This is a genomic window from Acinetobacter sp. SwsAc4, assembly GCF_013391535.1.
GTDB lineage: Bacteria > Pseudomonadota > Gammaproteobacteria > Pseudomonadales > Moraxellaceae > Acinetobacter.
In genome coordinates this window covers 1-14,793 of record NZ_JACAXC010000044.1, presented here as the reverse complement: position 1 = coordinate 14,793, position 14,793 = coordinate 1, and the positions used below count along the sequence as shown (strand labels likewise).

At 35.9% G+C, this 14,793-nt stretch carries 14 protein-coding genes; 4 read left to right on the top strand and 10 right to left on the bottom strand.

The window, feature by feature from the left end:
• Positions 1-101 precede the first annotated feature (101 nt).
• From HYG88_RS14535 to HYG88_RS14505, 7 genes are all read right to left on the bottom strand, one after another.
• Positions 102-809 carry a hypothetical protein gene (locus tag HYG88_RS14535; protein ID WP_178883345.1) on the bottom strand — a complete coding sequence of 236 codons (708 nt, stop codon included), beginning with the start codon at positions 807-809 and terminating at the stop codon, positions 102-104.
• A gap of 87 nt (positions 810-896) precedes the next feature.
• Positions 897-1,787, bottom strand: a complete 891-nt coding sequence (locus HYG88_RS14530; protein WP_178883344.1) for a hypothetical protein — start codon at positions 1,785-1,787, stop codon at positions 897-899.
• A gap of 2 nt (positions 1,788-1,789) precedes the next feature.
• Entirely contained in the window at positions 1,790-2,722 is a 933-nt protein-coding gene (locus tag HYG88_RS14525) for a PspA/IM30 family protein (protein WP_178883343.1), read from the bottom strand.
• The gene (locus HYG88_RS14520) at positions 2,715-3,395 is read right to left on the bottom strand and encodes a hypothetical protein (RefSeq protein ID WP_178883342.1); all 681 of its coding nucleotides are present in this window, start codon (positions 3,393-3,395) and stop codon (positions 2,715-2,717) included. Before HYG88_RS14520 ends, HYG88_RS14525 begins: the two co-directional genes overlap by 8 nt.
• A 1-nt stretch (position 3,396) precedes the next feature.
• Positions 3,397-3,654, bottom strand: coding sequence for a hypothetical protein (locus tag HYG88_RS14515; protein ID WP_178883341.1), 258 nt, complete (start codon positions 3,652-3,654; stop codon positions 3,397-3,399).
• A gap of 14 nt (positions 3,655-3,668) precedes the next feature.
• Positions 3,669-6,824: an ATP-binding protein gene (locus tag HYG88_RS14510; protein ID WP_178883340.1), complete on the bottom strand. Its 3,156-nt coding sequence runs from the start codon at positions 6,822-6,824 to the stop codon at positions 3,669-3,671.
• Between the two features lie 85 nt (positions 6,825-6,909).
• Positions 6,910-7,800 (bottom strand): YafY family protein, encoded by an 891-nt coding sequence (locus HYG88_RS14505; RefSeq protein WP_178883339.1) that lies wholly within the window; start codon positions 7,798-7,800, stop codon positions 6,910-6,912.
• A gap of 222 nt (positions 7,801-8,022) precedes the next feature.
• On the opposite strand from HYG88_RS14505, the gene HYG88_RS14500 reads away from it, so the two are divergent.
• The 4 genes from HYG88_RS14500 (at position 8,023) to HYG88_RS14485 (ending at position 12,524) form a co-directional block, all read left to right on the top strand.
• The gene (locus tag HYG88_RS14500; protein ID WP_256731797.1) at positions 8,023-8,211 is read left to right on the top strand and encodes a transcriptional regulator; all 189 of its coding nucleotides are present in this window, start codon (positions 8,023-8,025) and stop codon (positions 8,209-8,211) included.
• 156 nt (positions 8,212-8,367) lie between these two features.
• Positions 8,368-8,979: a hypothetical protein gene (locus HYG88_RS14495; protein ID WP_178883338.1), complete on the top strand. Its 612-nt coding sequence runs from the start codon at positions 8,368-8,370 to the stop codon at positions 8,977-8,979.
• Between the two features lie 164 nt (positions 8,980-9,143).
• Entirely contained in the window at positions 9,144-10,784 is a 1,641-nt protein-coding gene (locus HYG88_RS14490) for a dynamin family protein (protein WP_178883337.1), read from the top strand.
• A 90-nt stretch (positions 10,785-10,874) separates the two neighbouring features.
• Positions 10,875-12,524, top strand: a complete 1,650-nt coding sequence (locus HYG88_RS14485) for a dynamin family protein (protein WP_178883336.1) — start codon at positions 10,875-10,877, stop codon at positions 12,522-12,524.
• A gap of 98 nt (positions 12,525-12,622) precedes the next feature.
• Here the strand turns inward: HYG88_RS14485 and vapC are convergent, their stop codons facing one another.
• The 3 genes from vapC to HYG88_RS14470 all read right to left on the bottom strand — a co-directional run bounded on the left by vapC (position 12,623) and on the right by HYG88_RS14470 (position 14,681).
• Positions 12,623-13,027, bottom strand: a complete 405-nt coding sequence (gene vapC, locus HYG88_RS14480; protein ID WP_178318372.1) for a tRNA(fMet)-specific endonuclease VapC — start codon at positions 13,025-13,027, stop codon at positions 12,623-12,625.
• On the bottom strand, positions 13,028-13,255 hold the full coding sequence (gene vapB, locus HYG88_RS14475; RefSeq protein ID WP_178318371.1) for a type II toxin-antitoxin system VapB family antitoxin: 228 nt from the start codon (positions 13,253-13,255) through the stop codon (positions 13,028-13,030).
• Positions 13,256-13,406: 151 nt separating this feature from the next.
• Complete coding sequence (locus HYG88_RS14470) at positions 13,407-14,681, bottom strand: hypothetical protein (RefSeq protein ID WP_178883335.1); 1,275 nt, start codon at positions 14,679-14,681, stop codon at positions 13,407-13,409.
• Between the last annotated feature and the right edge of the window lie 112 nt (positions 14,682-14,793).

Genomic DNA, 14,793 nt, shown 5'->3' with positions numbered 1-14,793 from the left:
TTCAGATGGCTATTCTACGTTTGATTGGTTTTGGAAAAAAAGAAGAATTTAAGAAAGTGCTCGCAATTTTAAGAAAGAAAAAGCCTGATAGGACAAGGGCTCTATGAAATTTGTCGTGTACAGAGCCTACTTCTAAAAAAAGCGTCATAATCATCCTTATTTTTAGTAAATGGCTCAAAACTCCATCCCATAGCTAAAAATGTATTAATACGCTTAATATAAGACTGCTTTTTAAGTGTAAGATTAACTGCAATGACTTTAGCAATTTGAAATTCCTGATATTCGTCTATTGTTGAATGTGTGTTCAATACAGAATAGAAAGCTGATCGAGAACTTACTTTTCTAGTTCTTTTTTCATAAAACTGACCAAAGCTAATGTTTTTATCTTTTAATTTTGCTACTTTCTTATCTGCTGTCAGCCATGCCCACCAATCATTTATTTCATAACCTTGTTCTGCCCTTAGAGGAAATTGTGGTTCACTCTTTACTAGTTCTTCTAATTGTCCTCCTGTAGGCAATTGCCAGTTTAATAGACCCAAAATATGCCCAATATTCATACTTACAGCATCTTGCTGGTCATATTTATATTGAGTTGCTTTTGGCTTGCCTTGCCACAATAACCCCGTTTGATTATCTAAAATGGCTTCTCCATTATTTATGGTCCACCAACGTTGTTTTTTAAAAAAATTTACTAAAGTATTTTCATTTTCAATACATCCATTCTTTATATTGCTTACTATAAGTTTTTTTAATACTTGCTGTTTAACTTTTGGTAAATAAACATCATACGTGTTGGTGGCTTGACTCATAATTTCTCTGTTCTTAGGCTATTTCCGTTCATCATTATTCCCCCTTATCTCTTTGCTATATAAGGGAAGTTTTTTAATTTTTAAAAATTAACGTGTAGCCACAATTGCAGCTCTTACATTTTCGCCTGCGGCATTATATAAACCCGCAAGTAATGCTTGCTCAATACTTCCGCCACTGCCTGATACTTTTTGATGAATATCATAATCATAACTTTCACCAGTCTCTGGACTTTTCAAAGTTGCCTGATTACTTTGTAGAGTCAAATTAAATAAAGCGAGGCTATGCTCAAGAATTTGCTGTTCTGTTGCAGAAATAGCTTGTTGGGTATTTTTTACCTGTGTTGCTATGGCATCCCAAACCCGTAATACATTATTCCATTGAGATGCGATCGCAATGAGTTGCAGGACATTATCATCACCGTTTGGCAATAAAATACTAGTAAGCTCTGGATGTGACTGTACTTGTTTTAAAAAAGTAAATTCAGATTCAAGTGATTTTGCCCAGTTAAATGAGCCAATCTTCTGATTTAAATGTTGGATTTCATTATTTAAATGTTCATTATTTTGTGTAAGTTTTTGCTGTTGTTGATTTAAATCACCAATCTGTTGTTGTAAATGACTAACATCTTGTTCTTTTCGCTTAAATAAATCCAAAAGCCCCATTTTTTCTTTTTCCAATTCCTTATTGATATGATTAAGCTGATTTAATTGCTGACGTAAAACATCATTATCGTGTTCCATTACATGGATACGTTGTTCAAGCTCTGTCGATTTTGAGTTTGATAATAAATGATTTTCCGATTTTGTATCATGTCGTATAGGAGAAGTATCATTTGGGGCAATTGTTTTATCGCCAATTTTGCGTAATAAGCCACCCAATTTTTCTTTAAACACGTTGTCGTCCTCAGTTAATTGCTCTACACGTTCAAGAAATTGAATCATCTCTTTTTTGGTTGGCATGTTGTCATCTTTTGCCATAATCAATCCAACGCCCCGACTAAAGATTTAAATTCCTGATGAACTTGTAACGCATTATGGTTATGTACCAATTCTCGGCATAAATCCAAAATTTTATCCTGACTTTCTTCTGACAGTGCTAAAAATTGACGTTTCTTTTGCTGCACAGTGCTTAGGCTTGGTGAATGGTAAGGTGATGGTACAGATGGCGTATTGAGTACCCCAACAATCATTGCCAACTCATCAGGACGTACCACATTCCAGAAATCTTTAAAAATGACAGGTAGAAAAACCAAAAGGCTTTCTAAGTCAGGCTGCTGCAATTTTTGCAATTGTGCTCTTGCATCAAAAATATGTTGTTGTAACTGCTGCTTATCATTTTCAAGTTTATTCACTTGTTGAGCCAAAGCTTGCTCTGCATCAGAACGCATTAATGCAAGCTGCTCTTCAATCTGATTTTTTTCCTGACGCAAAGCAACTAAAGCCTGCTGTTGATGCTCAATACTGTTTTCATGCCAAACCAATGGCAAAATATGATCTTGTACCCATAGGTAGTCTACTGTTTGAGTATCAAAAAATACCTGTTCGATATTCAATATTTGTAAAGCATATTGATAAATACTATCCCAATTGAGTATTTGCCACGTCTTACAGTGATATTCCTGTAAGTTCTTCACAGCATCAATAAATAGTTTATCATGCCCCTGTTGGTAAAGCAGACTCACTTTTACTTTTGCCAAGCCATCTTTTAAATTCAAGTTAGCAGAAATATCGCTTAATACATCTTTTAAGCTACTCGCCTTATCCTTGTGTAGATATTGCTGACCACCCTTAATTTGAATTAGCTGCCAGGGTTCTGATTGCATACTTTGGTATGCAATCAGATGTTCTTTAAATGCCAAAATACATAAATAATGTTGTAGGTCATCGTTAATAGTGACTTTTTGTTTACTCATGACGATAGGTGTCCAGTTCCTTGTAAATGTCTGCATTGGTTTTTTCTGGATTGATTGTCTTTTCTGCTTCAACCAATTTCGCTTCCACTGCATTACGTTCATTTGATGAAAGTTTGCCATCAAAGTATTGAACAACATCAGATATATTTTCAACTTTATCAAGAAAACTTGCTAAACGATCGCCTGTAAAATAATCAGGCGATTCTACTGTTTTGGTTAATAACCCAACACCATCTACACCAAATTTTTCTTCATACGCCCATGCCTGCGTTGCAATCCCTGCAAGTTTTTTGTCAAGGTCGCTAATTTCAGCAGAACGTTTTGGGTCAAGTTCAAAACTCTTGATTGCCGCTGAATACTCCTGATAGGTCGCATAATTTTCTGGGCTAATGCCCGCTTCTTGCGCCTGTATCGCACGATCACCAATATCATCCGTATCTTCGTCAGGTTCTTGTACACCCAGAATCTTGCCAATAATATCAAGGGCTGCAACAACCTTACCTAAAGCTCCCGTAATTGGAATCGCAACGGCTAAGGCTGAAAAGAGTGAACCCGCATTACTAATCACACTACTAATTCCTCCCATAATACTGGAACAAGCACTGCCAATTGCTGAACCAATCGAAGAACATGCACTGCTAATGGCTGAACCTACACTGCTCCAAAATCCCATTTTATTTCTCCTGAAAATGTTTCTTTACGTCATCAATACTATCTATATTGCCCAACTCATCCTGCATCTGATGAAGCTGAAACTCCTTTTTTTTAGCCCTTAAAGCAGTTTTTGCATCTTTATCTTCAAGTTTAAAGTTACTCATCTCAGCGGTATATTTTTTATAGGTTGGGTCTTCTTCTTTTACTTGATTAGATGAAGAACCAATAGCTGAACAAGCACTACTAACTGCTGAACCAATACTACTCCAAAATCCCATAGCATTTACTCCATTTAAATAGATTGAATTTGTTTAAATACAAGTGAGATATCATTCCAAAGAGGACGCTTATTCTCACTTTCAATCGGAAAGTTATCACCACTCTTTGGGTCTGCTGGTAACTGGTTATTATTAATTAATCTAAATAAAATATCGTATAACTGATAAGCAGTTTTACCATCCGTATAACTTTTATCTCTAGACACGGGTGCAATATCTTTAAATAAATCTTTCAACGCCTGAGTTTGAGTAATCGATGGATACTTACCTTTGAGATTATCCAAAGAGCTTACAAGACGATTAACCCATTCCTGACTTGGGCTAATTACCCATCGAATCATTAAATTCAAAAATTTGGTTGCATCCACAATATATTGATTAAAAGTTTCTACCCCTAACACATTCCAGTCTTCACTCGCTGATAAATTGGGATAGAGTCTTGCTCTTTGTGCAAACATGCGTTGTTGCCCAAGTTGCTTAATGATATCAACGTCTATTTCAGGTGCATTGGTATCATTTGGCGTGTGTACTTGTACCCTGACTGCTTCATGCCAACCTGCACTATAGACAATCGCTTCACCTGCAGTCAGCAAGGTTAAAAACTCTTTTTGCTCATCATCTAAACCAATCGTATCGCCAATCGCATGACGGTCATCAGCAGCGAATAGTCGATGAATAATTTTGGTATTGGTATTTTTTAAGACTTCTGGTGTCAATTTATTCGGAATTTGATCAGCAATAATCAGACCTTCACCATATTTACGGACTTCGGCTAAAAGGTTAGCGAATAATTCTACACCCAAACGTTTAGAACTATCTTCCCCACCTTGTGGTTTAGATAACAAACGGTGTGCTTCTTCCAATAAAGTGAGATGTTGAAAACTATGGTCTTTTTTATGACGTTGTTTAACTGCTTCAGCCACACGCCCAATCAGCAACCCCATCATTAAACATTTATCTTGTTCATCTCGTAAATCCTCTAACTCAATCACAACTTTTTTATCAAGCATCTCATTGATGTCAATCGAATTACGAGTATTCAGCATCCGACCTTTTGCGCCTGTAGTTAAATTATCCAGACGAGAGATCAATGAGCCTTCATATTTTTCTTGTAAATCACGACCAAAGTTTTTCGATTTAATCACTTCTTTTAAGGTCAATAATACTTCGGAAAAAATTGGAAAACTTTGTCCCCCACAATTCCAAGGGTCAGGATAAATATAGTTTTCATCATAATGAATATCCCAGCCTTTCTGCTCATAACTACGAACAATTGCTTCTTCAATCAAATACGGCATTGAGGCTTCCATTGGAAATACTGCGGCAAATGTTGCTTTAAGCATGTCAATATGACCTGATAAAGGCTCATTCGGTAATAATTCAAATGGATTAAAACGAAATGGTGAAACTTTTTCATTACCCAAAGTATAATATTCAATTTCAGGATGATGCTTCGATAAGCTACGATATTCAGTTTTAGCAGGCTCAATAACCAAAAAAGGTAAACCTGAGTTAATCAAAATCTGTTGGCAAGTGGTGGTTTTACCTGCTCCTGTAACCCCTGAAATAAAAATATGCTGATTGAGTAATTTTTTATCTAAACGCACTACATTATCTTTGAGCTTACGTCCATGCTGCACCACAACACCCAAATCAAAACCATCTTTTGGATTTACTGGATTTACTGCAAAATCAACATTTTTGCGTAATTTAATGCCTGCTACTTCACGACTTGGTAAACCTGCCAATAAAGAAAGCTCATTAGCATTAAGCCATGTTGCTGCGGAAAATACCTGTTTAGCCTGTGGGATACTGTGAATCAATGCCAGTTGATTACTCATATTTGACTGTGGCAAACGCTGTACTAAAAATAGATTATGAACTTGTTTTTTTTGTAAAGAAAAATCTGTTACTTTAAGTGGAGAAAAATGCGATTGATTGCCCTGAAAAACGGACACCATCGCACGAGATAAACGATTATAAACGACTGGTGTTGGTGCAGCTAAATAGACTGCGGTACGGAACATACCTTTACTACGCCCTAAATCAAAACGCTCAATCAATTTGTCATTGATATGACTTTGTACACGTTCAATCTTTTTATTCACGTATTCAAGGGTATCTGACTTAGAAGAACCTGTATTTGTCCCTTGAGTTGTAGAAGTATTATCTGAATCGGTTTTAGAAATAGATTTTCCTGTATTTTTTCCTAATGTTGTAGATTCATTACTACTTGTTCCTGTAGCTTTAGATTCAGAGGTATTATCTCCCCAACTTTTTGAAGTACCACTACTCCAAGAACTACCACTTTTACCATCAGATGAACCTCCTCCCGTATTTTTTCCTTTTTGACGGGTAAGTGTTTCACTATCACCTGTTCCCTCGGTCTTAGAATAGCTTGTTCCAGAGTTTTGAGTTAAACCATGACTGGTACTGCGCCCAGAGGTACTAGAATTACTTTCGCCCTGATTAAAACCCAACTGTTGTGAGTGTTTAATGTGTGGATGTAAATCAGATGAAAGCTGTAATAACTCATCAATTTGCTGATTAATCTCAAATTCCTGTGCAGGCTCAGCCACTAATAGAAGCTGCCAGACCTCACCTGACAAACCACGAGCAAGACGATCTATCCCCTGTGTAATGTTCTGTCCAGTCTGTGATTGCTGGTCGATACTGCGAGAGGGTACGCCATGCAACAACCCAAAATGTATCGATTCCTGTAATGGTTGAATGATTTTTACAGATAAATCTTCGCTGCTAACTTTTTCCAATTGCACACCCGTCAGATTACCCTCTAACTGACTGGTTAGCAGTTCGCTATATTCATGTACACCCGATTTTTGAACCTTATTTACCACCCCTAGATAAAGTTCAATCCCTTCCGATGTACCTGAAATATAGTATACCCAACAATAATCAGGATGATCCAAACAGGCGATAACATTTTCAAGGTCTTGTCTTAATGTTGCTTCCTCTTCAGCAGAAAGCTCAGTAATACGGAAAAAACGAGCATTACCATTATTAAGCTCAAATTTTTCATTCCATTGATGTTTATTCAAACTTAAAACTGGAGTATTACTCCATCCTTGTGTCTGAGATAATTCACCAATAAAAGCCCCAACATCATCTTTTAAATCAATTTTTAAATTTTGCTTATTTAATACATTCATCGTTTATTTCCCATTTTAAAATCTTGTTAATTTATAAACATCATCTTACATTGAGCTGATTTTCCCATCACATGGCTATACTCTATTAAATATCCAGATATTTCTTTAATCCCCATTCCATCTCATCCTGCAAGCCCTCTGGATTCACAATTTTTAGATGAGGAATCCAGTATCGGACTAAAGGTAAAATCTGGGTATGATGCGTAATTCGACTAGACAGTAATAAGCCACCATCATCCAGTTTTTTAATGACTTGCTGTTCAGGCAAAAGTGGTCTTTGCTGAAAATGCAAAGCGACATCCGCATGAACCGTTAAGATAATTTCCTGCTTCTCCTGACCAAACCAGATACTTTCTTCATCCTCTAGTTGAGTCAAAATTGTTGAATCAGGTTTAAAGCTTAAAAGTTCATGAGGGTGTGGCGATAATTCAATCCGACTTAAACGATAGGCACGCAATACACCTTTACGCACTGCTGCCAAATACCAACAGCCATGATGATGAACTAATTTATAAGGTTCAACGACACGAGGTTCACCTTTATAAAGGAAACCTATTTGTTGATGTTTACGAATGGCTTCACCAAATACTTCAAATAAGGTTTTAAACTGTGCAGCATCTTCAACGAAATAACCTTTGGCATCATAAACACGACTATCCAAAAGCTCCCGAATAAAGGAAACATCAAGATTTGGATATAAATGACGAATCCCAGATATACGAGCAAAAGACTGAATATCTTTTAGTTTTAACTTACCTAAGTAGGTCGAGTCTAAATAAAAATATTTGCCCTCTCTTTGAATAGGCAAATTACAGCTTTCCAACCGTACTAAATCACGTCGAATGGTTTTTGGGTGGGCATCATAGCTTTCTGCAAGCATATTGATGGTTAATTTTTCCCCTGAGTTTAGCCTTGTAAGAATATCAATCAAACGATTGGCTAAAGTCTCATTTTTATTTTGTGTATCCTTTTGCATAACAACCTGTATTTTTTATTTCTGACGTTACAGCAATTATTCATTTCCAAGGGACAGGTTGTGTCCATTTAACGATACTTATTTGATCAAAATACATTTTTCTATTTTGGTAAAAAATTAAATATATCATAAATATGCGTGATGACAAGAAGTATCTATAAAGACGAAATGCTTGCCTTACAGGACTAGCTTAAAAGCCAGCGTAAGTCACAAAATCTCATCATGCACAATCTTGTTACACGTATAGCACGACCTCATTCATTTATATATAAAGTTGAACAAGGCGAACGCCGTTTAGATGTAGTCGAATATATTTGGTACTGTATCGCTCTAAACATCGATCCCCGAATAGGAATCGAAGTTGTACTTGACCATCTAAACTATCCTAGCCCAAAGCAAGACCTTTCTTAACATCTCAGGCGTTTTTAATAAAAGCCAAAACGTTCGATAAAGTATAATACAAATCAATAAATCGAGTACGTCAAACTATGACCTACTCACAACTTTATCGTCTTAATTTTCCTAAAAAAGACGATTACACTTGGCAAAAAATTACTTGAGTACATCATGAGTCAAGAATCATCGAAAGTTATCAGCCGACAATGGAAAATTATTCAATTTTTATTGGATAGCAAATATGTGAGTACCGCAGATATAGAAACTCATTTAAGAAATCAAGAAATTGATGCTACGCAGCGTACTATTCAGCGTGACTTAAATTTACTGGAAAAGTTATTTCCTCTGGAATGTCGTCGTGACTGTATGCCGTATAGCTGGCGTTGGAAACGGATTGAGACTACAGTCAAGGGACTCAGCATTACTCAAGCCCTTATTTTACGGTTAGTCGATGAGGAACTCAGCGATCTTTTGCCTGAGCACACACTTGCTGAACTGGCTCCTTTATTGCAAAAGGCAAAATTAATTACATCGAATGCAACAATGTCCAATAACGATACTAGTCTTTTAGACATATTTAATCGACCTCGTGGTGGGCATCCTGGCTTTGTCGAGCCATCCATCATCGGTGAGCTTATTCATGGGATTGGCAATAAAGTGTCAGAAATTTATCGGGATACTTTTAATATTGATGAAAGAGAGACTCGCAAGGTTCTTCAAGAGTTGGTAACAATACTAGAACAGTATGAAATGCCCGAACTGGCACAAGCACTGAAAGAATAGTACAGATTTCAGGTAATTGAATATTTTTATCAAACCAGTGCGTCAAACTAAGACTGACTCCTTTTGGTTCAGTCTTTTTTTAAATGATTTATCTCCTATAATCATCACTAGATTAAAAATCAATTCGTTATAAATAGTTATACTTATACAATCAGGGGTTTAAGATGTTTCAACAGCAACAAACACTCATTCAGGATTTACCAAAAATTCAAAACCTGTATGAAAAATACCAGCTTGATAGCAACAAATTTCAAGAACTGACAAAAAATAGTCAGAACTTTAAAGTCCGCATTCCTTTGATTGGTGCATTTAGTGCAGGAAAATCTTCATTAATTAATGCGTTACTGGCTCAAAAACTATTAGCGGTTGAAATAGACCCAGCCAGTAATTTGGCAACAGAAATCAGTTTTGCAGAAACAAATCAAATTTTAGGGTTTAAAGATAATCAGTTTGTTAAGGAATTATCCTTTGAACAATTAAAATCTCAAGATTTTGACGATTTGGGGGCAAATGGTCATGTTGAGGTCAAACTCAATAATCCACTACTCCAGTCTTTACCCCATTTATGTTTAGCAGACTTGCCAGGATTGGACTCTAAATCAGAGGCACATAGTCAGGCAATTCATCATTATCTCGGACGTAGTCTTGCCTACTGCATTATGGTGAGTTCTGAGGAGGGTACACTCAAGGAAAGTATTAAAAATTTTCTTGCAGAATTAGCCCTACATCAAGCGCCTGTACTGGTCATTATTTCTAAAAGTGACAAACGTTCTGCCGAAGATATAGAAGCAATTAAACAGCAGGTCAAACAACAGGTGCAAGCAATCCTACCACCCGATAATTACCTGAATGTGGTCGCTGCTTCTCGTAAACAGTTTGATACGGTTATCGCTGCTTTACAGGAATTGGAACAACGTATTGAACAACGTTTTAAAGAAACGGTGGTCAAGCAATCCATAGATACGATTGCGACTTTGCAACAACATATTGAAGTTTTAAATAATCAGGACAACCTTGATCTCGAAAGTTTGAAGTTAAAACAAACTGAGATGCAGGAGGAAATGCAGCACTTCCAACAAAAATTAAAGCAAGAGCATCAACAGATTAACAGCCGTTTTAATGATGTATTGTCACAGATTACTCAACATATCCGTAGTCGTTTAACAGGTGAAACTGATAGTTTCGCGAATAGTGTGCTTCATCAAGGTAGCGACATTCAACAACAGATTACCTACTCTGTGCGTATTGGCATGACCGAGGGTATGGAGCGTTACTTTAAACCGTTGGTGGAAAAATATTTACATCGTATTGAATCAGAATTACCTGAACAACTTAAAATCAATCAAAATTTTAATTTTGAGGCTTCTGACAATGATGGATTGAATACAACAATCTTGACTGGTGCAGCAACTCTACTTCCTATCGTGCTAAGAAGCTTCCCTTATGCTGCGGTGATTATTCCAATTATTACCACAATTTTAGGAAAATTTATTTCCGATAGCCAGAAAGAACAGCAACGGGCTGAACAACGTGAGCAAGCTCGCTCTTATGTGCAAGCAACCCTCATTCCACAAGTTATGTCACAAGTAGAATTAAATTTGCGTCAAATTTTAACGGCACAGTTACAACAGGTTGAACAAAATGTGCAGCAGCAAATTGATGAAAAATATCAACAGGCTCAACTTGCCTTAGCTCAATTGGCGCAACAACTACAACAAGGTGAAGCTGAACAGGAACAACAACGTGCTATCTATCAACAGGACCTCACAACGCTGAATCGGGTTCTTCAAGCACTGAATCCTTAATTTTTAACGAGCAGATCTTATTTATATTTTTGCAGTATAAATAAGATCTGTCAGACAACACATCATAAAATCAATAGATTGGACTTTAAAATGTCAAATATACATACCGATATTCAAGACAGATACCAACAGCTTAAACAATACTTTAAACAGAATATTACCCAATTTAAAACCCATTTACCTCTGAATCAGGCAAATCAACTGGGGCTGGATTTTCAGCATGAGTTAGAGCATTTCTATAAACTCTGTGTCTCACCTCAGCTCAACAATCGTTTTATTATTGGTATTGGCGGCGCATTTAGTGCAGGAAAATCCAGCTTTCTCAATGGGCTATTGGGACAAAAACTACTGAGTGTTGAAATTGATCCAACAACCTCTATTCCAACTTATTTGGTACAAGGTACAGACAATCGGATTACTGCAATTCTAAAGTCAGGAGAAAACCAAACCCTCTCAACCGAGCAATTTAAAAATTTAACCCATCATGCTGAGCAGGATGATAGGGCTTTAATCGACAGTATCGATTTAATTATTGTAGAGCAAGCTCATTTTCCTTGGCAAAATTTATCTTTCCTCGATACGCCAGGCTATAGTAATACTGAAAGCTCTGAGCAAGGAAATTGTGATGCCCACATCGCCAAAGTTCAACTCAATGATGCACAACGGATTATTTGGCTGATTTCTGCGGATCAAGGTGTCATTTCTGAAAGTGATCTACAATTTCTAAAAACACTAAAAGCCGATATTCCCAAACTGATTATTATTAGCCGTGCTGATAAAAAGACTGAAATTGATTTAGAACTGATTCAAACTGTGACGGCTCAAACACTCGCTCAACACGGCATTCAAGCGGAAGCAGTACTCACCTATTCTGCTCGACAGTCTCAAGGCTTTGATCGTTCTCGTTTAAATCAATATTTAGAAGACTGGAATGCTCAGCCACAGATTTTATCGGTACTGGATAATTTTGTTGAATATTTTGCAGAAATTAAAACCCATCTTTCTGAACTGCATCATCAAGTGGATTTGGATAGTTTCCAGAAAAATTTATTTGAACAAATTTATCAATTAGCACAACTAGCAAAAGTTGATATTGAAGCACAATGGCAACATTATTTAGCGCAACAGTTTGCGATTGAACAGCAACGTCAGGAAGCACTTGCCCAATATCAGGCCGAACTTGAACGAGAAGCCCAAGCAATTGCTGATGAACAGGAACGTCAACGCCAAGCCCTTGAAATGCAGAAAGCACAGGATTTATTGGCACGAGCTGAACAAATTAAAAACCAAGCCCAAACTGTACAACCTACTCGTCGTTCATTGGAAAGTATTTTGGAAAGTTATGAAGATGAAATTAGCCGCCCAAGTGCAGGCAGCTATTTGATTGATGATATTTACGGTGTGCGTAAAAAGGTTGATAAAGCCATCAAAGCCTATGCTTTTGAGGGTGATGGTGAGTACGGTAAGTATAATGATGATCCACTGGTGTTAATGGATACTACTACCATTTTTAAAAATGCTGAAAATGGCTTATTCCTTACCCATAATGAACTGTATTGCAAAGACATGCTTGGAAAGCGTTTTGTGACTCGACTCAATCAAATTCGTAGCATTCGTTTTGACCGGGATGAGTCTAAGCTCTATGTGAATGGTGATGAACGACTGTATGTTCCGCAAGATAATCTTAAAAAACCAATGATGGCTTTGGTTAAGGCGGTTAAGGAATATTTGGATCAGTAGAGTTTTGGCTTCGACAAGCTCAGCCACCACATCGGGTCGGTGAGCTTGTCGAACCGCAGCTATTCGATTGGACTGGCTAAAATCATCTTTACAATGAATTATCCATTGACCCAATTTTCAATTTGTAAAGCAGGCACTCGCTCAAACTCTTTTGTATTATTCGTAACGAGTATCAATCCTTTACTTCGAGCATGAGCAGCAATATGTAAATCATTCTCACCAATAGGTGTGCCTATTTTCTTTAAATGTGCCTTGATATTACCGTATTGAATTGCAGCATCTACACCATAATCCAAAATTTGTAAGCGTGATAAAAAGTTTTCGATGATCTTTAAGTTTTTTTCAGGCGTTTGGCTATTTTCTGCACCGAAAATTAATTCTGCCACGCTAATGCTACTGATACACAGTTGAGTTGAAACCGCATTAAATTTTTCTTTTACTTCAATCGGTCTTTGCTTCATTGTATAAATTACAATGTTGGTGTCCAGCATATATTTCAACATTTAGAATGCTTCTCGTTCTGTTGAGATTTGCTCACCACGTTCAAAATCAGCAGAAAGTTGTAGATCAGGATCATCAAAAAAGCTATCCCACACTTGTTCTACGGGACTAATCACACGTTCCACTCCCACCATACGGACAAAGACTTTTTGAGTGGATTCAGAAAAGCGGTAAATACTGGGTAAACGCACGGCTTGGGTACGATTATTCATAAAAACAGAAGTCAGCATGTTTGATACTCCTATGCTATATACATAAAGTATATAGCATGTTTTTATTGTATTCCACATCAATAAGGTTTTCCAAAATAATATTTTAATTTCGATAAGTTCAATTTAGATTACCTATCGAAATAAGTCAAAAATAAACTTTCAAATCACTCTATAATATTATTAATTTTTTTACAGAATTTAAAAGATTTGGATTCTCTAACAAATTTGCTCTGACATTTCGATTTATATCTTTTGCCAATTGAAGTTGTATATCCTCATCAATATTTGGATTGGTTGCTAAACACTCTCTCAACCAATCATCTTTATCTTGAACAAATTGTAATTGTACAGATTTACTGATACGATGATTTTTAGCAAGATAGCTCCTAGCATAGTCATCATGGAATAATCTTAGTTGCACTTCTTCTGTCAGATTAGGGCTTTCAGCAAGATTTGATCTAATAATATTTCGCAATCCATAACTTCCTATTTCAACTAATTTTAGTTGTGTAGTAGCACTTAGATTCTTGTTGCATGACAAAGCACTACATAACTCTTTTTGATAAGAAGTTATAGAGTATTCAGTTTCATAAGGATCAAATTTAGCCATTTCTAACTGTATTGATTCAATCAAATTAGGATTTTTAGCTAATTGTCCAAGATAATAAGAATTTCTTATTTTATCCATTTTATAACTTTGAAATAGTTTTACTTGCACTAACTCAACTAAATTAGGATTTTCTGTTAATTTAGAGGCATCATATCGTGTATCCTCAATAATTTTCAATTGTATTTTTTCATGAAGCTTTGGGTTTTTAGCTAAATCATTAATATAACCATCTACTAAAAGTTTTAATTGCACATCATAATTAATACTTGGGTTAGCAGCTAAACAACCTTTCACAAATCCATCCACTTCTTGCAATAAAGCTAGTTGTGTTTCTTTATGAATATTTATATTTCTAGCTAAATTAGCTTTTACAAATCGATCCTGATCGTGTAAAAATATAAACTGAGTACTCAAATTAATACTTAAATTACTTGCCAAAATTTTTCTTATATTTTCATCAGAATCATTTGCAAATATATTTTGTATTTCCTCGGAAATATTTTTATTATTAACAAGATTGATTTTAATTTCTTCTGTTAAATCCTGCATCAAAATTTCTTGAGATGCTTTACAAATATTTTCATTAGCTGCCAAAATTATCTGAACCTTTTTATTGGAGTTTTTAGCCAAAATAATCTGTATGTCCTCAACAATATCTGTATCTGATGCTAAGCATATATCCATATCAAAATCATCTTCATTTAAAAACTTTTCTAATACTAAGTATATTTTCTTATTAATAGACGGATTATTTATAAGGGTTTTTATAACTTCATTACTTTTATCTTTAGCTAAAATAAATTGTATATTTACTGCAATATAGGACTTACGCATTGACGGATTCAAAAAAGTATTAAAATAGTTTATAAAGTATCTGTGATCAGACGAACTAAACATGCTTCTACAGCAACTTGTACATTACCCATTTATATGGGCTTTCTCATGA

Coding starts and splice junctions, on each gene's coding strand:
- vapC (WP_178318372.1), bottom strand. CDS start 13,027: ATGTTGAAATATATGCTGGACACCAACATTGTAATTTATACAATGAAG.
- HYG88_RS14510 (WP_178883340.1), bottom strand. CDS start 6,824: ATGAATGTATTAAATAAGCAAAATTTAAAAATTGATTTAAAAGATGAT.
- HYG88_RS14490 (WP_178883337.1), top strand. CDS start 9,144: ATGTTTCAACAGCAACAAACACTCATTCAGGATTTACCAAAAATTCAA.
- HYG88_RS14470 (WP_178883335.1), bottom strand. CDS start 14,681: ATGCGTAAGTCCTATATTGCAGTAAATATACAATTTATTTTAGCTAAA.
- vapB (WP_178318371.1), bottom strand. CDS start 13,255: ATGCTGACTTCTGTTTTTATGAATAATCGTACCCAAGCCGTGCGTTTA.
- HYG88_RS14485 (WP_178883336.1), top strand. CDS start 10,875: ATGTCAAATATACATACCGATATTCAAGACAGATACCAACAGCTTAAA.
- HYG88_RS14515 (WP_178883341.1), bottom strand. CDS start 3,654: ATGGGATTTTGGAGTAGTATTGGTTCAGCAGTTAGTAGTGCTTGTTCA.
- HYG88_RS14505 (WP_178883339.1), bottom strand. CDS start 7,800: ATGCAAAAGGATACACAAAATAAAAATGAGACTTTAGCCAATCGTTTG.
- HYG88_RS14500 (WP_256731797.1), top strand. CDS start 8,023: ATGCACAATCTTGTTACACGTATAGCACGACCTCATTCATTTATATAT.
- HYG88_RS14535 (WP_178883345.1), bottom strand. CDS start 809: ATGAGTCAAGCCACCAACACGTATGATGTTTATTTACCAAAAGTTAAA.
- HYG88_RS14525 (WP_178883343.1), bottom strand. CDS start 2,722: ATGAGTAAACAAAAAGTCACTATTAACGATGACCTACAACATTATTTA.
- HYG88_RS14495 (WP_178883338.1), top strand. CDS start 8,368: ATGAGTCAAGAATCATCGAAAGTTATCAGCCGACAATGGAAAATTATT.
- HYG88_RS14530 (WP_178883344.1), bottom strand. CDS start 1,787: ATGGCAAAAGATGACAACATGCCAACCAAAAAAGAGATGATTCAATTT.
- HYG88_RS14520 (WP_178883342.1), bottom strand. CDS start 3,395: ATGGGATTTTGGAGCAGTGTAGGTTCAGCCATTAGCAGTGCATGTTCT.